Origin of the sequence: Gottfriedia endophytica, assembly GCF_017814275.1 — a bacterium.
Lineage (GTDB): Bacteria > Bacillota > Bacilli > Bacillales > Bacillaceae_G > Gottfriedia > Gottfriedia endophytica.
In genome coordinates, this window is record NZ_JAGIYQ010000001.1 from 369,066 (window position 1) to 387,340 (window position 18,275).

Here is an 18,275-nt window from a genome sequence, read left to right on the forward strand (position 1 = left end):
TCCCTAATATAAACAGAGAATAACGAAATTAATCGTTAGTTATTAGAGTAAGTTCAGACATTTTTCAATTAATCACTTTACATCGATTGACTTTGATCTTCTGAAAATAATGAGAGTTGCTCTACATCTGGAGTTTCTTCCCTTTCTATTTTCCAATTATCTTTAAATACCTCATGTAAAACAGTCTCAATTCGATCCATAGGAAGAATTTCCACACCTTCTACATGCAATATCGGTTGATCATTATCTTTCGGAATAATAATTTTCGTCGCCCCTGCTTTAATAGCAGCTTTTACCTTTTCAGGTACACCTCCAACCGGTTTCACATCACCTTGAATGCTGATTTCACCTGTTAAAGCAATTGTATGTAAGATTGGGATGTTATTAATAGCAGAGAATATTCCTACAACCATCGCGATTCCTGCAGATGGTCCATCAATCAATGCACCACTTGGAAAATTAACATGTATTGTATAATCATCAATCAGCACTCCAAGTTTTCGTAAAACAGTTGTAACATTTTCAAGTGAACCTTTTGCCATACTCTTTCTTCGAATCGATTTGCCCCGATTTCCTAAACTTTCTTCTTCAACAATTCCCGTAATCGTAATAGATCCTTTCCCCTTTTCTTTCGCTTCCATCGCACTTACTTCGATAGGTAGTAAGGCACCTATATTTGCTCCATAAACAGCAAGTCCATTTACAAGGCCCACTTTCGGTGCAGCAGGTATTTTGTTTGCCATTCTAGGAGCAAGTCGACTTACAGATACAACCCATTGCATATCTTGTTCTTCTATTTCATTTCTTCCCTCTGTTAAAACCATCCCACCAGCAAGTTGGACTAAATTAATTGATTCTCTTCCATTTTTTGCATACTGACCTACAATTTCCAATGCATTTTTTGAAAGGGTAAGTTGAATTTTATCCGCTGAACGATTTGCAACTTTTTCAATTTCATCTTGATCTAATTCACGAAAGAATATTTCTAAACATCTCGAACGGATTGCAGGTGGCATTTCTTCTGGTGAACGAGTAGTTGCTCCAACTAAACGGAAATCAGCTGGCAGTCCATGCTTGAAAATTTCATGTATATGTGCTGGAATCATTGGATTTTCTTCTTGATAATATGCACTCTCAAATTTCACTTTCCGATCTTCAAGTACCTTTAACATTTTGTTCATTTGAACTGGATGTAACTCACCGATTTCATCAATAAAAAGTATCCCACCATGAGCATCCGTTACAGCACCTTTTTTAGGCTGCGGAACTCCCGCTTGTCCCATTGCTCCTGCTCCTTGGTATATCGGATCATGTACTGAACCAATTAAAGGATCAGCAATACCTCTCTCATCAAACCGAGCTGTAGTTGCATCCAATTCGATAAAGACTGCCTCTTTTTTAAATGGTGATTGAGGATTTTTTTTAGCTTCCTCAAGGACAAGTCTTGCTGCTGCCGTTTTTCCTATACCAGGAGGGCCATAAATAATAACATGTTGTGGATTACCACTACAAAGAGCAGCTTTTAGTGCTTTGATTCCCTCTTCTTGTCCGATAATATCATCAAATTTAGTTGGTCTTACTCTTTCTGATAACGGAACTGTTAAAGAAATATTCCTCATTTTACGTAATTGGTCCATTTCCTTTTTTGACTCTCTATCTATGGATATTTTTGTTGTCCGTTGCCCTTTTAATAAATGAATAAAGTACACAGCGACAACTGTACCTAAAGCTAACTGTGCTAATAAAATAACTGTCATCCAATTCATCATTACCACTCCAATATTGAAGAAATTACTCTCAGTATCTCCTTTGCAAAAGAGGAATAAACAATATTTGGTAATTAACTTTTTCTTTCAACTTTATTTTTTAGATGTTATGAAGTAATAACTTAAGGCTGCATTCTTAAACTTTGTTGCAATTTAAGAATGCGAAGATTTCCCCTCCAGGATGCTCGCTTTCCTTGGGGCGTGAGCTGAGCCTCCTCGTCGCATACGCTCCTGTGGGGTCTCAGCCTTCCCGCATCTCCCATAGGAGTCGAGCACCCTTCCGTTCCAATCACTTCCCTTTTTTAAATTACAAACCCTAAAGGCAACAATCTTAAAAAGAGCATTTTTAAAATAAAACCCCTTTAGAAAAGACAAAAAAACCAAATGCAACGAGGCATTTGGTTTCTTATATGTTATGCTAATTTATTTTTCTTTTCTGGTTTTTTTAGTTCAAGAAAAGAACCATCATTTAATACTAATTTAGGTGCTGCACCATTTTTTACAGTTTCAGCTAAAATGATACATTTTTTAATGTCTTCACGTGAAGGTAGTTCGAACATAACATCTAGCATGATTCCTTCAATAATTGAACGAAGACCACGTGCACCTGTTTTACGCTCAATTGCTTTTTTAGCAATTTCAGTTAATGCGCCCTCTTCAAATTCTAACTCAACGTCATCAAGCTCTAACATCTTTTGATATTGTTTAATTAGAGCATTTTTTGGCTTCGTTAAAATTTCAACTAATGATTCTTCATCTAGTTGTTCTAAGTTTGCTAACACTGGTAAACGTCCAATGAACTCAGGGATTAACCCAAATTTCAATAGATCTTCAGGTAAAACATGATTTAAAATTTCCTTCGAAGTTAAATCACTTTTCTCTGACTCTCCACCAAATCCGATTACTTTTTTACCTAGGCGACGTTTAATGATTTGTTCAATACCATCAAACGCACCACCACAAATAAATAGGATATTAGTAGTATCAATTTGAATAAATTCTTGATGTGGATGCTTTCTTCCACCTTGTGGAGGAACGCTTGCAACTGTTCCTTCAAGAATTTTTAGAAGGGCTTGTTGAACACCTTCACCTGAAACATCACGTGTAATTGAAGGATTTTCAGATTTACGTGCAACTTTATCGATTTCATCAATATAGATAATACCTTTTTCAGCACGTTCTACATCATAATCAGCAGCTTGAATTAATTTTAAAAGAATATTTTCTACGTCTTCTCCAACATATCCAGCTTCTGTTAATGAAGTAGCATCGGCAATTGCAAAAGGAACATTCAGTATACGTGCTAATGTTTGAGCAAGTAACGTTTTTCCGCTACCAGTTGGCCCAATCATCGCGATATTACTTTTCGAAAGTTCAACATCATCAATTTTACTATTTGAATTTACGCGTTTGTAATGGTTGTAAACTGCTACTGATAAATTTTTCTTCGCATTATTTTGACCAATTACATACTCATCAAGAATTTCACAAATTTCTTTTGGCTTAGGAACGTCTTTAAACTCAACTTCCTCTTCTTTTGCAAGTTCTTCTTGAACTATTTCAGTACATAGCTCAATACATTCGTCACAAATGTATACCCCAGGTCCAGCAACAAGTTTGCGAACTTGAGACTGTGACTTGCCACAGAACGAACATTTTAGCTGCCCTTTTTCTTCATTAAATTTGAACATATGTTCACTCCCTTTTTAAAATTACACAGTTTCAAATAAACGGTAAGCAATATGTATGTATGACGATTCGTGCAACACAAGTTTTCCTTTTGGAAACTTGATATTTACACATTCCATGGACACTTGGAAAAGTGTCAAATGGTAATGAAACTAACTTAATTATGTAACTTGTAGCTATATAATAGCATACATCTTAAACAAATCAACGATAAAGACTCGTTAAATTGTTTAAATTTTTAGAATATATATATTCTAACTTTATTTAGATAATCCTTTATTTAAAAGATTATTTTTTATTATATGATTTTAATTTTATAAAAAAACCATATATAGAATATTATCATATGTATTCTTAAGTACAAAATAGAATGATACTGGTATTTGTTAACAACATGATTTGAAAGTAATTCGATAAAAACTACTAGAAATAGTATGTACTGGAAATCTAATTTTCACTTTGTTAAATAAACCCATTGAACTATATCGTGACCTTTGTACTATTTATTTCAAACTGTCTTTAATCGTAAAACAAGGCACGAAATATTCGTGCCTTGCCCTTTTATCATTGAAATTTATTAATTAAGCAGCTTTTCTGCTTGCAACTAATAATTCTACAGCTTTGCGAATTTTGATATCAGCAGAAACAGCATCCATACCGCCAAGCATTAATTTTAATTGGTCAGCTGGGATATTGTACATTTCTGATAAACGATTTAGTTCTTCTGTCATTTCTTCTTCAGTTGCTTCAATTTTTTCTGCAGCGATGATTGCATCGATTACTAAATCAGTTTTCACACGGATTTCAGCATCTTTACGCATTTGAGTACGAAGATCTTCTTCTTTTGTACCAGTGAATTGGTAGTAAAGATCTAAGTTTAATCCTTGCTGAGCAATACGTTGTTCGAAATCTTTGATCATGTTATCAACTTGATTATCAAACATTACTTCAGGAATTTCAACTTCTGCATTTTCAGTAGCTTTTTCAACTAATGCATCACGTAGGCCGTTTTCAGCTTGTGCTTTTTTAGAAGTTTCTAAATCAGTTTTTAATTTAGCTTTTAAGTCAGCAAGAGTTTCAACTTCATCGTTAACGTCTTTAGCAAACTCATCGTCTAATGTAGGAAGTACTTTTCCTTTAATTTCATGTACAGTTACTTTGAATGTAGCTGCTTTACCAGCTAAATCAGCACTGTGATATTCTTCTGGGAATGTAACATTAACGTCTGTTTCAACACCAGTTTTCGCACCAACTAATTCATCTTCAAAACCTGGGATGAATGAACCAGAACCGATTTCTAATGGATAGTTGTCACCTTTTCCACCTTCAAAAGCTACACCATCAACAAATCCTTCGAAGTCAATAACAACTGTATCGCCTTTTTCAACTACGCCATCTTCTTTAACAACTAGTTCAGCTTGTTGTTCTTGAAGTCTTGTTAATTCAGCTTGTACATCTTCTTCAGTTACAGCTGCATCCATTTCTTCAACTTCTAAGCCTTTGTACTCACCTAATTTTACTTCAGGTTTTACAGTAACTTTAGCAGTGAAAATTAATGTTTTACCTTTTTCCATTTGTTCAACAGAAACTTCTGGACGATCTACTGGTTCAATACCAGCTTCTTCAACTGCTTTACCGTATGCTACAGGTAAGATGATATCTAAAGCATCATTGTAAAGAGATTCAATACCAAATTTTTGTTCGAAAATTGGACGTGGTAATTTACCTTTACGGAATCCTGGTACGTTAATTGTTTTTACAACTTTTTGAAATGCTTCGTCTAAGCCTTTAGTTACTTCTGAAGCTTCAACTTCAACAGTTAATACTCCAACGTTAGCTTCAACTTTTTCCCATTTAGCTGTCATTTTTATTTCCCTCCAAATAATATGTCTAAATCACTTATGTGCTTCATCATTTTTTATACAATGGACAATCTATACATTGAGATTGTTTATTTGCTGTATTGTATAAAGTAAGTAAATTGATATTACAACCTCTCTATTATAACACAATCCTATTCTGTTTCAATATTTCCCAATGTATAATTAGTTGAAAATTGTCAAGTAAGTGTATATGCATCAAATAATCCTTGTTTTTCAAAGTCTCTTACTTGTGAAACAAGTGGTTCAATCTCATTGAAATTAACTGAAAATTGATTCTCTACTTCATTCACATCTATAAATCTATCAAAATTTTCATGAACGATTACATACATTGTTGCTGCCCATTCATTTACTTTATGCGGACTAGGAAGAAGTGGAAAATAGATCGTTATAAAATGTTGCCAAAACATTAATACAATTTCAAGTAATGAGGGATCCTCATTTTCCAAAACACTAGTTAGCTTTTTGACAACACTATTGACAAATTCATCATGCTCTTTTAATTCTTCTATAGGGTTCCAGGTTATTTCCATGCCAAGCTTTTTCACAATAAATTGTGTATTCAGTTGCTGTTCTTGAAGAACAAAACAAACTAAACTCTTTATAATCGGATTTGCTTTTTCATCTAAATAAAACTTCTTTAATATAGGAATATAGTTCGCACTTTCAATTTTACGAAGCTCACTTAAAGCCATTAACTGATCGCTATAAGAAGATGATGAATCAAATAAACTCATAATAACCTTTTCATCACTTTGGTCTTGCTCATTTTTTGCTACTTTTGATGAAAGAGAAAGCATGGATTCATATTGTTCCATTTGAGATTTACTAATTCTATTTTCCTTCATTAAGTCTTTTATGGTAGATTGCACTGCATTAAAATCATACAATTGAACTAACAAACTAATGTAGATATCAATGGCTTCATCACTTTCAAAAGCTCCAAACACTAGCTCTTCACATCTTTGTTTCGCCTCTTTTAGCCGAGCTTGCTCCATAAGACAAGCAACTGCAGCTAGCTCAGTTTGTGAAGTATGTTGATTCAATTCCTTTAACTGATCACAATACAGTAACGCCTGCTTAAAATTTTTTTCTTCTAATGCTTTTTTTCCAAGCATAATGATCCGATCTTTTAAATTAGGGAAAAACACTAAATTATCATCCATTTTTTCACCGCTCTCTTCATTAAAGCATTCGAACTAATAATTAGTAAAAAGTATATCATAAAACAGGGCTGTATTTGTTTACATTGTTGCTATTCAGTATGTGTAGATTTATTTCCACTCCAGGGTGCTCGCTTTCCTTGGGGCGTGAGCTGAGCCTCCCAAAGGAGTCGAGCACCCTTCCGTTCCAATCATCTTCTGTCTTTAAAATTACAAAACCTTATAACAACAACTTTTAGTCTCTAACCTAATGGATTTTCTCCAAATCGTTTCCACAACTTTGGAAAACGTTCCTTTAGGTCATTCACATCTTTCCAATCAAACTCAATGTCCACTTTTGGATAATGATAACCAAGGCCTTCAACTATGTTATTAAAATCATTCCAAATTTTATCGTTCCACTCAATGTCACCAGTTTTTTTCACAGTATACGCTTGTAAAGCTAGGTCCAACATTTCTTCAAGCTCTGGAACTAAATCTTCTTGTTCATAGATTGGTAAAATGTATTCAGCTAAATAGTCAGGATTCTTAATCGTTTTATAATAAACCTCTTCCCCTTGTCCAATTAGCCAACCTCTAAAATAGTCAAATGAATCATCTGAACATCCGCCCATAATAACATAAGCCGCACCCCACAAGTTTGAGTTATACGCCTTCATATAAGCTTTTTCAAACTGAATTTCAAATTGTGCTATTTCTGTTTCCGTTTTTTGAGATAGTTCGTTAATTACCCAATCATAAGGTTCTTCAATATGGTGCATTTGAGAAATGATTTCCCAAAATTGTTTTTCTTTCATACTATTACCTCCTATGTACTCATCCAAACTTAAAAAACCATACCATATGTAATTTTAGAAAAGCAATTTTAATCCTATGGAACATTATAGACTTGCATTTTTCATTCTGTTAATGAAAAGCTTTAAATATTAAAAAAGATGGCACCCTCAAGTAAAAATTGGATTCCATCCCCCTATTCCTAATAACTATGGATATAAACTTATGAAGAAAGTAGATTAATTCATCATTGAAATCTATATTCTAAACTAGTTCTTTTAACTTAAAAAACTCAAATCCATTTTCAGTCAGTTTTTCAAGCTCATCAAATAAGGAATTATCGAATTTTTTAATATTAAAACACGACTTACCTTTTTTGTGCTTCTTTAGATCCTCCGAAAAACTCTCTACTAACGAAGGGCATGCATATACGGGCATTAAGTAAAAACTTACGTAATTTTTATTTAGTTTAACTGCGCCAAAAAAATTGGGCTTCTTATTTAAAGGATTTATTTTTGGTGAATCTAAATAATAGTATGATGGTGTATCTGTTACTACTACAAGCTTTTCTTCATATTTATGTAGAATCATTCTTAAGCGATCAAATATTTCTTGAAAATGTAAAGTTGAACTCAAACCTTATTCCTCCTAAATAAAACATTTTATGTACGATCTATCATATAGTAAGTAAACAGTCTTTCAAAATTTTTGAGAAAGGTATATTTGTCAATGAAACTAAACTCACCATAAAAAGTGGTGAGTTTAGTTGTACTCCTTCAAGACTTCATATCATTACTCTTTAAAATGCTGTAAAATTGTCCCTTTGCCATTTTCAGCTTTAACTTCTGCCAACGCTCCATTTATAAGCGTGATTTGAGGAGGAAGGTGCCCACAGTCTATATCATAAATAATTGGAATTTGTAATTCATTAGAAAGTTCTGTATACACATCTTCAATAAAATAATCTTCGACTGGGTGATTAGCATCACTACGTCCAAAAAGAATACCTGAACAATTTTCAAACCATCCTGCTAGTTTCATTTGAACTAATGAACGTCGTAAATCTGTAGTGGTTAAATCACAGTTTTCAAAATACCAAATGACTGGCTCGTTTTCAATATGATTCTTCCTAAATTCATGTACATTACCAAATGGCGTACCTATTAGATGTCTAATAATATCGATACACCCTCCTAGTAATCGACCTCTGATTTTCACTTTATCTGTTGATATTGTTTTCCACTGTGTCTCTTCTGTTAGATGAAAGACACACGGAGATGGATTACTATGCTGCCATTCCTTTTGGTATTTATCTGAAGAATATTGTGTAATTGAATTCCCTATCTCGGTTGATAAAACTTTTTGCCACATTGCTGTTGTTTCATCCGAAAATTCTCCTCTTAAATCTATTATATTTGTTCCATGAGCAGTAGCTATACCTGTTTTTAAAGTAATTGCTAATAATAATAATAGACTTGTATCAGAATAGCCTAATATCCATTTCTTATTGAGCTTTTCAAAATCAAGTTCTTCTAGTATTTCTATTAAGAGTTCACCACCCCAAGGCGGAATGATCAAATCAATGTTTTCATCTTGCATCATGTTATTAAATTCATTTGCTCTTTTTTGGGCACTAGAAGACTTAGCCTTCTCCTGTGTCCAAACCGTCTCTCCACAAACAACTTTATACCCTTCTTTTTCCATTCTTTCACAGGATTGTTTAAACATATTATGTAATTCTTCATCTACGCCTGAGGATGGTGCAGTAACACCAATTGTTGCTCCCTTTTCTAAAAACGGATATTTGATCATGTCTATTTCCCCCATTCTTTTTTAAAGGTGTTTTCGAAAACATATTTTCTATTAAACAAGAGGTTCGTGGGTTTCCGCTCCAGGATACTCGCTTTCCGTGGGGCGGGCGGTGAGCCTCTTCGTCGCTATCGCTCCTGCGGGGTCTCACCTTCCCGGCTGCTCCCACAGGAGTCTCGCACCTTCCACTCCAACTAATCTCTTTATTAGAAGGTTTCTTCACAAAGCCTTTTAAAAATAACAATCTTTTAGAAAAAACATTTCGTAATAACAAAGTAAATCATCTAGTTATCTAGTTAATTGTGTTCGTTGAACTACTATCAAAATCCTTTTTTAACCACGTTGAAAATTGGTCGAACTGAACTGGAAGGAAAATCACAATAAAATATATAGTTAAACAAAAAGGTTGAAGGGCGTCCGATTTAAATAGAAGATTACTTCATTTCAACCGTTTACCTTCAACCATTTTCTTTTACATAATTTACTCTTGAGGTTTCCTATCTCCTATTCCCTGTTCCTTGTTTCCTATCTCCTGTTCCCTATCTTATTGGACAAACTCCGCCCTCGCAGCCGTCCATACCTTCTAGATCACTGTCTTCACCCGTTTCGTATCGTTGCAAAATTGATGGATCAAACGGGGTCATTTTAGATGATAGTTCCTCATATTGCTCTTTAGCAATCGATTCGTACGGTGCTAATTGATAAGTTCCTCCATCGTAAGCAAGGAATGACACTCCTACAAAATTGTCCCAGTTATCGCTGACAATCGACTCAACTTCGTCCCACTCATTCTGTCTTACATGAATCGTATTAGATGAATTATGCTCTGTATAATTTCGTTGGAATCTAAAGTAAGTTTCAAATTGTTCAGCAGCAAAAACATCATCCTTTGTTTTCGTTGCACCACTTGCGATCGGAAAGTCAATTACATATGTGCGTGCATTAGCCATACGTTCCTCATGAGTATTCCCTGGTGTACCAACTTCTAGATTAACTGACCATCCAAGGTCTAAGACTGCTTTTGCTAATGGATCTGATGAGCTAATACGGATCCGGCGAATATAGTAAGGAGAATGTGACCAGTGCAGCCCACTTGATACCCCACCTGCTACTTGCGAAATTGTCCCTTCAGGCTTAACAGTCGTAACAAGTAATGGTGAACTTACACGTAATTCTTTCGCATATCGATCTGCCTCTTCTCGTGAAACTTGTCCAAGCATTTGAAGTAATTGAGCTTCTTGTTCTTCAGAATAATTCACCATAGCGAATGCATCTTTTACACCTGTCAATGACGTACCAAGTAAACGATCCCGCTGCTGAACTGCATCCCAATGAGGAATCTCTAATTGAGCAAGCGTCATTCGTAAACCTGCACGAGCTGAATGCCTTTGAGCTACTATTAGCTTCGAGTAGTCAAATTCATACGTGTAGCCAATCTTATTATTTTGATTGTATTTGGGTACTTTTTTTACAAACTCAACTAAATTAACAGTCGTTAAATTACAGACTCCATAACTATCTAGGATAATTTCAACACAAGGATTCAAGCCCTCTGCATTCGGTCGTCTACGGCGTGCCTCTTCTAAGTTAACAAACCCTGGCTCTCCCTCTGATTGCATCATTTCAAAAACTAAATTTAATAATTCTCTTGATGGTTTTTCTTCAAACGCAATCGAATTGTTCGACATTCTTCTGTGATGTAGTGGTCTTGCATTAGGGTCAAATAATGTTAAATTCTCGAGCATTTTCGAAGTTTCTGTTAGTCCTAACCCCTTTACTTTTTCAATAATCTTTCGATGCTTCTCTTCGTTCCAAATACCGTTAATACCATATTTCGCAAAGATTGATTCATAGTCATCAGCGTCCATTAAAAAGATTTCCGCTGTACGACGCACACCACCTACGACAACGTTATTTCCAATTAAATTACCGATATCAAGAATATGAATAGGTCGAACTTTTCGATAAACATGGTGATGATTCTCAAAAGCTTCTTCCTCATTAGTCGAGGCAACATTTCCTCCTATATGCGAAAATTCCACCCTATCCAAACTTGGATCAATTTCATTATTTAATACTTTTACAATCCCTTCGAACATATCTTTTAATGATTCGTATCCTGAAGCAGTTCCGCCAAATGTATTTAGACGAGCACCTTTTGGACGAATATAGTCGTAGAAAATACTAATCGTTTTTATATTTTCATACTCAAGCTTCGTTAATATTTCAAAGAATGATCGTAACGCCTCGACCCATCCTTCTTTTGAATCTCCTACATGGATAACAGCTTTTTTTCCTTCTTCAATTACATGAACACTTGTATCAGCTATTTTTGTTAACGGATATCTTTGTGTAAAAGGTTCATGAACCACATTAACATTTGTTCGGATTGGTGCTAATCCTTTGGCGAAGGCTTTTGTACACTTAAAACCAACTCCTGTGCCAACTAGCAATAAGTAAAACAAGTCAGCTAAATCTCCCCAACTTTTTATATTCACGAAGCTACAGTTAAAATTCGCTAATGGATACTTATTGGCAACATCGCCATCCGCTCCACCAATCCATAGCGTACGTCCCGAAACAAATTGTCTTAAATTAAACATATTTTCAAAGAACTCTTCTGATTCCTTACGATGTTTCTCATAGTCAACTTCGTATCCAATTCGTTCTAAATGTTTTATTGATAAACCTACATTATATTCAGTTGCACGTCTCACGGTTTCTTTCCAAGTTTCTCGTCGCCCAACACTTTGTAAAAAACGAGAATAAGTCCTATAATAAACGAATTTACCAAGCGCATTCATATGTGCCGGAAAGTCAGGAAATTGGTCGATAAATTCATTTGATAATAATCTGCGATTCTTACTAGACATTTCATCTCTCCTCACTTTTATTCGTCTCTTAAGTATTGATATTAACTAATACATTAAAATAATTTATATAAAATTTGACCTTAAGAAACAATCAATCAAAAGGTCGACCCCTCGATTGTAACGTAACAAAAAATAAAAGCAATCGCATTTCGAGATACAAAAATTTCAAACAATTCTTCTATAGCATATCATTCCTCAACAATCACTTTTTTAGAATTTTGCTCTTCACAAAATTGTCATAAATACGCCCAAATTATAAACATAAAAAGGCTGATATAAATTGGCTACTCTCGATTATCTCTAATCTTGAGAACCTATATATATCAACCTTTTTGATTCAATTTATTTTAAAACTAATTTATTTTGGAAGAGTAAGCTGCCATGAAACACCAAACTTATCATTCACCCAACCAAACTTCTTACTAAAAGGATACTGATTTAACGGCATTAAAACCCCACCGTCCGAACTTAAATTCTCATAAAGTCGGTCTATTTCTTCTTCTGTATCACATGTCATAAACAATGAAAAGGAAGGTGTAAATGTAAATTCATGTTTAACATTACTATCGATGCAGATAAACTCTTGCCCCTTCAATGAAAAGGTTGCTCGCATAACACTTCCCTCTTCACCTAATCCATTTGCACCATATCGAGTAATACTGGTTATTTCAGAATCCTCAATCAAAGATGTGTAAAAATTCATAGCTTCTTCTGCATTGCCTTGAAACATTAAGAATGGAGTAACTTTTGACATTATTATCAACTTTCCCTTCTAAATAAAAATTTTTAGTTTCAAATACAACATAATTTTACCATTATTTACAATCTACTTCTTTCAAAACGATCCTCTTACTTCGATTTTATAAAAAACGCACAAAAAAAGGTTCAAGAAACGGGACAAAACCAAATCTTTCGGTTTTTCCTTATTCCTTAAACCTTTTCCCTGTTCTTAACGTCCTGGGAGGGATTCGAACCCCCGACCGACGGCTTAGAAGGCCGTTGCTCTATCCTGCTGAGCTACCAGGACATATTTTAAATGGAGCGGGTGATGGGAATCGAACCCACGACCAGAGCTTGGAAGGCTCTTATTTTACCATTAAACTACACCCGCATTTATTTTGTGTTGTGATGTGTTGTTGCCTCATCGACAAGATTTATTATAGATGCATTCTATATTAAAGTCAACAATTTGTTTTAATTTTTTCCAAAAAGATGAAATAAATAGTTAATGACTTATTTATCTCTTCACTGTTTAGCCAGTGATCTTTTTAGTGCCTTTGTTTCTAAAGAATAACCTTTCTGGTACACAAAAGCAAGAGGAATTGAAAACAAAATCGGTGACTATGCACCGATTTCGTATCTAGTTGTTAAGAAGATTTCCCCATTAATTGTATAAAAGGTAACTGACGCTTGATTCTCAATGATTTCTAAAATAGCATATGTTTTTTCTTTTCGCAGCCTTGGTAATAATATGCTGCCTGGGTTTATAAATAGAACTCCGTTGATTAATTCTGCACCCATTATGTGAGAATGTCCAAAGCATACGATTTTCGCACCAACTTCTTGGCTTCTGTAGTATAAGGATTGGAGTGATTGTTTTATTCCATATAAATGTCCATGTGTTGCAAAAAGTTTGTATTCACCTAGATTATGAACAAGTTCTTCCGGAAATGCTCCAATAAAATCACAATTTCCTCGAACTACTTTATAATCCTGAAGTTCTTTCCCATTAAGCTCTAATTCAGAATCTCCGCAGTGAATCATAACATCTACATTATTCATATGTCTTTCCGAAATCACGAGCAGTTCATCTCTAAGACCATGACTATCACTGATGATTAATGCTTTCAATGATTTACCCCCTAACGAAAAAATCTTTCCCTTCAGCCTTAATCACTTTCATTAATTCTTTTATCGCGTTTCCTCTATGACTTAAAGAACCTTTTTCTTCTGCAGTTAATTGTGCCATTGTTCGATTTAATTCAGGAAGGAAGAATATTGGATCATAGCCAAAGCCATTCGTTCCTTGTTTATCTGTTGCAATAAGTCCCTCAATAGTGCCATGAACCGTTATCGTTTCCTTTCCTGGAATAGCTAATGCAAGTGCACAATAAAAACGCGCGGACCGTTTCTCAGTTGGAACACTTTCTAGTTCCTTTAAAACTTTTTGTAAGTTATCTTCATCATTTTTATGTAATCCAGCATAACGAGCAGAATAAACACCTGGGCGACCTTCTAATGCATCAACCATTAAACCAGAATCATCAGCAATGACTGGAATATTTAATTCTTTTGCAAGGTGCTCAGCTTTTAAGATTGCATTTTCCTCAAAAGTTGTGCCCGTTTCTTCAATTTCTTCAATTTCAGGAAAGTCGTGTAATGATGTAACTTCTACTCCCATTGGTGTAAATAGTGATTGAAAATCTTTTACTTTTCCTTTGTTATTTGTAGCAATGATCACTTTTGCCATTTTTACTCTCCCTTACATCCTAATTATTTAAATTGAATACCTTCTTTTAGTAAAACTTCCTTCTGAATGTTAATTAACTCTTTCACACCTTGTTCGCCAAGAGCAAGTAGTTCATTTAATTCTTCTCTTGAAAAAGTGGCTTCCTCACCTGTTCCTTGTAGTTCAACAAAGCGCCCTTCTCCAGTCATGATAATATTCATGTCCACACTAGCTGTAGAATCTTCAACATAATACAAATCTAGTACTGGCCCAATTTCAGGCAATATCCCTACTGAAGTTGCAGCTAAATAATCAGTTACTGGGTATGTTTTTAATTTATTTGATTTCACGAGTTTATCAAATGCAAGCATCATCGACACAAAAGCTCCTGTAATAGAAGCTGTTCTAGTCCCACCATCAGCTTGGATAACATCACAATCAATCCAAATTGTTTTTTCACCTAACGCCTCTAAGTCTACAACTGCACGTAATGCACGCCCAATTAAGCGCTGAATTTCCATTGTACGACCAGTAACCTTACCTTTTGTTGATTCTCGCATCGTTCTTTCTTGTGTTGCTCTAGGTAACATTGAATACTCTGCTGATATCCATCCTTTACCGCTGTTTCGTAAAAAAGGTGGTACTCGATCCTCCACCGTTGCATTACAAATAACTTTCGTATCACCTACACAAATTAATACTGATCCTTCTGCATGTTTTGTGTAATTTGTAATCATCTCGATTGGTCTTAATTCATTAGTTGCACGTCCATCACTTCTTGTCATATAAGTACCTCCCAAATATTTCTAGTCCAATAATAAGTATAGACAAAAAATGGATTTCATTTCTACTTTTTTAAACAAATTTGGAAACTAAAAAAGGATACTAAGCCGTTTCGCTTTGTATCCTAATTATTTCACATATCTTTTGTATTAACGTCCTTTGGTCTTGTAACAGGTGAACTAATCAATTTTCTTTGTTGATTCAGCGCTTCTTTTTTTCCATTAACTTGAATTTCTAGACTATTCACCCCAGGTTGTTCCGTTAATGATAGAACAAGAGGATTAAGCACATTATCATTAATCATATTTTTAGCGATATTTCCAAAAATCCCTTCATTAAAGTTTAAGATCAGTTTGCCATGTTGATACTCTGGCTTCGATACTAATTTCGTATCTGGATCAAAATCTGATACTAAATTGGAATAATCAGATGGTCCTTTTACTAATTCTTTAATAATTGCAGTATATGAATCAACTTCATCATTTGAAATTCTTCTTGTAACAGGAACATAGTATGTATCTCCTGCATTATTTTGTGATAAGAAATAAACTGTTACAGTTTTAGAATTCATAATATCAACAACTGATCCTCGATCAAAATTAATTCCATCTTCCCTAGATAACCCTTGGTCAATTTCTGTTTTATTAACCGGCATTTGATTTACCGCTTTACCTTCAACTTGAATCTTTACACGTTTAATATTTTCAAATTGTGTTAACGTCCAAGTAAGTGATTGAAAAATCTTCAATTCATCTTGCGGTCGGTATTGCTTAAATTCTGAAGAAAAATTAACAACACATGTACCATCTTTTTGTGTATTCAGCCCTAATACTTCGGTATTCGCTGGTAATACTGCTTGGAATCCATTCGGAAGTTGATCCGTCACAGGTCCATCCTTAATTAAATATGCTAAAGCTTGCTTTGCCATACCTTCTTCCTTTGATAAATGCAATGTGCGTGGTACAACATACCCGTTACTGTCTATTAGATAAAGTTCACGATCAATTGTTTGATTCTGTTTAGCATCCGTTTCTTTAGAAGGTTGATCACTAACGTACGAAACGGTTTTTGGCGGATCAATTTCTTTCATAGAAGTTGATGGAACCACATTACAGCCTGCTAATGAAATAGCGCAAACAAATACACTTCCAACTAGTAATTGCTTTTTCATCTCAAGACCTCCCATTACTTTTTCTATATGTATACGAGCATGTACTTTTTTTAGAACAAGCTACCCGAAAAAAAGTTATCCTCAAGTAATGGAACATGACATTTTAAAGAAGAAATGACTCACCAGTAGTGAAGTCTCTACATACAATAAAAAGACTAAATGAATACCCATCCGAAGTACAGCTCGGTCTAGCAAGGAGGGTTAGCACAGTTGAAGGATAGAGAATACCAAACAAAACACACACTAACAAAACGTGAAAAAGAAGTATTCGAGCTACTTGTTCAAGATAAAACAACAAGGGAAATTGCCGAAGTACTTTTCATTAGTGAAAAGACCGTAAGGAACCATATATCAAATGCAATGCGTAGTATTTGCAAACAGGAGACAGAGAGAGTCTATTACTGAGGTTCTTCAAAAGTATACGTTACATCAATTGTCCCCTCTGGATGGATGACAATTTCTTTAATTAACGTTTTAAACACGTGGTGCAAATCTTGATTACTTTTTTCAATTTCTTTAAAAGCATCTTTTATGTTTTGAATATTGGTTTGCACAGTTTCAGTTTGATTTAATACAAACAATTCTTTCTTTGTTTGTGAGATTGTTTCTTCTACTTCTTTTCGTTTTTTTTCAAATTCTTCTTTCTCTATTAATTGATCTAAATATAAATCAAGCAATTTTTTCTTCCTTTGTTCATTTTGTTTCAATGTCTGTTCCAATTTTTTACACTTTTTTAATTGATTTGTTTCAGCACTTTTTTGGATATTTAATAAAACATCCTTGCCTTTTTCCATTAATAATTTAGTCATAAACCCCCTAAAGTCTTCGTACGAAATTGGCACATGATTTACACATCCATGTTTCCCCGCTCGACGATATTGAGAGCATTTCAAATATTTCCATTCTGTCCGTTCACCATTTTTTTTCGTCCGAAACGACTGGACGATTATCATATTTGAATGACATTCAGAACACTTAGCTAAATCTCTAAATTCATTCCATGGAGTTATTCGTATTTTTCTCGATTTAATTTTTTTTTGATTCGCTTGATTCCACGTCTCATCATCAATAATCGACGGATGATGATTCGGAAATAGTATCCATTTTTCAGAAGAATTTCGAATTTGCTTCTTTCTTCCCCCTATCTTAACGTTTGTAAATTGATTTAAGATAAACGTACCTTTGTATATTGCATTTTGAATTAATCGTTGGACTGATGTCACTTGCCAAACCTGGTTGTTTTTAGGCTTAAATCCCAATCGATTTAATTCATTCGTGATATTCTTATACCCATATCCATTGTTATAAAGATTGTATATCAACCGGACAACTTCAGCTTCATCTTCATTTATCTCAAGCAATTGATTTACGCGATTATATCCATATGGAACTTTTCCGATATGCTCCCCTCTTCTAACTTTCGCTGCCAAAGCAGCACTGATACTTGAAGAAAGGGTTCGACTGTATTGCGCAGAAAAGAGTGACCATAATTCAAAAGCCATATCATTTTTCCCTGCTTTAGTTGAATCATAACCCTCTTCAACAGAAATAATTCTGACTCCATGAGCCAAAAAAACCTCTCTAATTTCTAATGAATCTTTTAAATCACGTGCTAAACGAGAAATTGACTTGAAAATAACCACATTAATAAGTTTTTGTTTCGCTTTTTCCAGAATTTGTTGAATCGCAGGACGATCCACAAACAATGTACCACTGATACCTTCATCTTTATATACGCTTGTTTCATCCCAAACAAATTCATTTCTTTCTAACCAGTTCCTGCAAATATCTACTTGGTTTTCGACAGATGAAATTTGTTCATCACGATCTGTTGAAACACGTACATAGACGGCATATGATTGCAACTCATCACCTTCTTCAAGTATCTCATTAGTTGATATTTCTTTATCAATAA

The 18,275-nt window shown here is 34.4% G+C and carries 15 protein-coding genes and 2 tRNA genes; 1 reads left to right on the forward strand and 16 read right to left on the reverse strand.

The features are described from left to right. Positions 1-77: 77 nt before the first annotated feature. From lonB to J5Y03_RS01845, 15 genes are all read right to left on the reverse strand, one after another. Entirely contained in the window at positions 78-1,766 is a 1,689-nt protein-coding gene (lonB, locus tag J5Y03_RS01775; RefSeq protein ID WP_209401811.1) for an ATP-dependent protease LonB, read from the reverse strand. A gap of 413 nt (positions 1,767-2,179) precedes the next feature. Further along, complete coding sequence (clpX, locus tag J5Y03_RS01780; protein WP_209401814.1) at positions 2,180-3,457, reverse strand: ATP-dependent protease ATP-binding subunit ClpX; 1,278 nt, start codon at positions 3,455-3,457, stop codon at positions 2,180-2,182. Between the two features lie 579 nt (positions 3,458-4,036). Continuing rightward, positions 4,037-5,320 carry a trigger factor gene (tig, locus tag J5Y03_RS01785; RefSeq protein ID WP_209401816.1) on the reverse strand — a complete coding sequence of 428 codons (1,284 nt, stop codon included), beginning with the start codon at positions 5,318-5,320 and terminating at the stop codon, positions 4,037-4,039. Positions 5,321-5,514: 194 nt separating this feature from the next. Beyond that, on the reverse strand, positions 5,515-6,504 hold the full coding sequence (locus tag J5Y03_RS01790) for a hypothetical protein (protein ID WP_209401818.1): 990 nt from the start codon (positions 6,502-6,504) through the stop codon (positions 5,515-5,517). Between the two features lie 239 nt (positions 6,505-6,743). Then, positions 6,744-7,298 (reverse strand): DUF4240 domain-containing protein, encoded by a 555-nt coding sequence (locus tag J5Y03_RS01795; RefSeq protein ID WP_209401820.1) that lies wholly within the window; start codon positions 7,296-7,298, stop codon positions 6,744-6,746. Between the two features lie 241 nt (positions 7,299-7,539). Beyond that, positions 7,540-7,911, reverse strand: coding sequence for a DUF1801 domain-containing protein (locus J5Y03_RS01800; protein WP_209401822.1), 372 nt, complete (start codon positions 7,909-7,911; stop codon positions 7,540-7,542). A gap of 156 nt (positions 7,912-8,067) precedes the next feature. Further along, on the reverse strand, positions 8,068-9,087 hold the full coding sequence (locus J5Y03_RS01805; RefSeq protein ID WP_209401824.1) for a S66 family peptidase: 1,020 nt from the start codon (positions 9,085-9,087) through the stop codon (positions 8,068-8,070). A gap of 536 nt (positions 9,088-9,623) precedes the next feature. Continuing rightward, positions 9,624-11,957, reverse strand: a complete 2,334-nt coding sequence (gene nrdJ, locus J5Y03_RS01810; RefSeq protein ID WP_209401826.1) for a ribonucleoside-triphosphate reductase, adenosylcobalamin-dependent — start codon at positions 11,955-11,957, stop codon at positions 9,624-9,626. 358 nt (positions 11,958-12,315) lie between these two features. Next, a complete protein-coding gene (locus tag J5Y03_RS01815; protein WP_209401828.1) occupies positions 12,316-12,711 on the reverse strand; it encodes a VOC family protein in 396 nt (131 codons plus the stop codon). A gap of 199 nt (positions 12,712-12,910) precedes the next feature. Beyond that, positions 12,911-12,984: transfer RNA gene (locus J5Y03_RS01820), tRNA-Arg, on the reverse strand. 10 nt (positions 12,985-12,994) lie between these two features. After that, positions 12,995-13,068 (reverse strand) — tRNA-Gly (locus J5Y03_RS01825). 230 nt (positions 13,069-13,298) lie between these two features. Next, on the reverse strand, positions 13,299-13,808 hold the full coding sequence (locus J5Y03_RS01830) for a metallophosphoesterase family protein (protein WP_209401830.1): 510 nt from the start codon (positions 13,806-13,808) through the stop codon (positions 13,299-13,301). Positions 13,809-13,812: 4 nt separating this feature from the next. Continuing rightward, positions 13,813-14,427 (reverse strand): XTP/dITP diphosphatase, encoded by a 615-nt coding sequence (locus tag J5Y03_RS01835; RefSeq protein ID WP_209401832.1) that lies wholly within the window; start codon positions 14,425-14,427, stop codon positions 13,813-13,815. Between the two features lie 23 nt (positions 14,428-14,450). Beyond that, entirely contained in the window at positions 14,451-15,191 is a 741-nt protein-coding gene (gene rph / locus J5Y03_RS01840) for a ribonuclease PH (RefSeq protein ID WP_209401834.1), read from the reverse strand. A 131-nt stretch (positions 15,192-15,322) separates the two neighbouring features. Next, positions 15,323-16,360 carry a GerMN domain-containing protein gene (locus tag J5Y03_RS01845; protein WP_209401836.1) on the reverse strand — a complete coding sequence of 346 codons (1,038 nt, stop codon included), beginning with the start codon at positions 16,358-16,360 and terminating at the stop codon, positions 15,323-15,325. Between the two features lie 210 nt (positions 16,361-16,570). Here J5Y03_RS01845 and J5Y03_RS01850 point away from each other — a divergent pair, with 210 nt between their 5' ends. Continuing rightward, positions 16,571-16,765: a LuxR C-terminal-related transcriptional regulator gene (locus J5Y03_RS01850; protein WP_209401838.1), complete on the forward strand. Its 195-nt coding sequence runs from the start codon at positions 16,571-16,573 to the stop codon at positions 16,763-16,765. On the opposite strand, the gene J5Y03_RS01855 is transcribed toward J5Y03_RS01850, so the two are convergent. Beyond that, the gene (locus tag J5Y03_RS01855) at positions 16,759-18,225 is read right to left on the reverse strand and encodes a recombinase family protein (protein ID WP_209401840.1); all 1,467 of its coding nucleotides are present in this window, start codon (positions 18,223-18,225) and stop codon (positions 16,759-16,761) included. The two genes, J5Y03_RS01850 and J5Y03_RS01855, sit on opposite strands and share 7 nt — an antisense overlap. Between the last annotated feature and the right edge of the window lie 50 nt (positions 18,226-18,275).

Excerpts from the sequence above, each read along its gene's own strand:
- lonB (WP_209401811.1), bottom strand. The coding sequence starts at position 1,766 with ATGAATTGGATGACAGTTATTTTATTAGCACAGTTAGCTTTAGGTACA.
- clpX (WP_209401814.1), bottom strand. The coding sequence starts at position 3,457 with ATGTTCAAATTTAATGAAGAAAAAGGGCAGCTAAAATGTTCGTTCTGT.
- tig (WP_209401816.1), bottom strand. The coding sequence starts at position 5,320 with ATGACAGCTAAATGGGAAAAAGTTGAAGCTAACGTTGGAGTATTAACT.
- J5Y03_RS01790 (WP_209401818.1), bottom strand. The coding sequence starts at position 6,504 with ATGGATGATAATTTAGTGTTTTTCCCTAATTTAAAAGATCGGATCATT.
- J5Y03_RS01795 (WP_209401820.1), bottom strand. The coding sequence starts at position 7,298 with ATGAAAGAAAAACAATTTTGGGAAATCATTTCTCAAATGCACCATATT.
- J5Y03_RS01805 (WP_209401824.1), bottom strand. The coding sequence starts at position 9,087 with ATGATCAAATATCCGTTTTTAGAAAAGGGAGCAACAATTGGTGTTACT.
- nrdJ (WP_209401826.1), bottom strand. The coding sequence starts at position 11,957 with ATGTCTAGTAAGAATCGCAGATTATTATCAAATGAATTTATCGACCAA.
- J5Y03_RS01815 (WP_209401828.1), bottom strand. The coding sequence starts at position 12,711 with ATGTCAAAAGTTACTCCATTCTTAATGTTTCAAGGCAATGCAGAAGAA.
- J5Y03_RS01835 (WP_209401832.1), bottom strand. The coding sequence starts at position 14,427 with ATGGCAAAAGTGATCATTGCTACAAATAACAAAGGAAAAGTAAAAGAT.
- rph (WP_209401834.1), bottom strand. The coding sequence starts at position 15,191 with ATGACAAGAAGTGATGGACGTGCAACTAATGAATTAAGACCAATCGAG.
- J5Y03_RS01845 (WP_209401836.1), bottom strand. The coding sequence starts at position 16,360 with ATGAAAAAGCAATTACTAGTTGGAAGTGTATTTGTTTGCGCTATTTCA.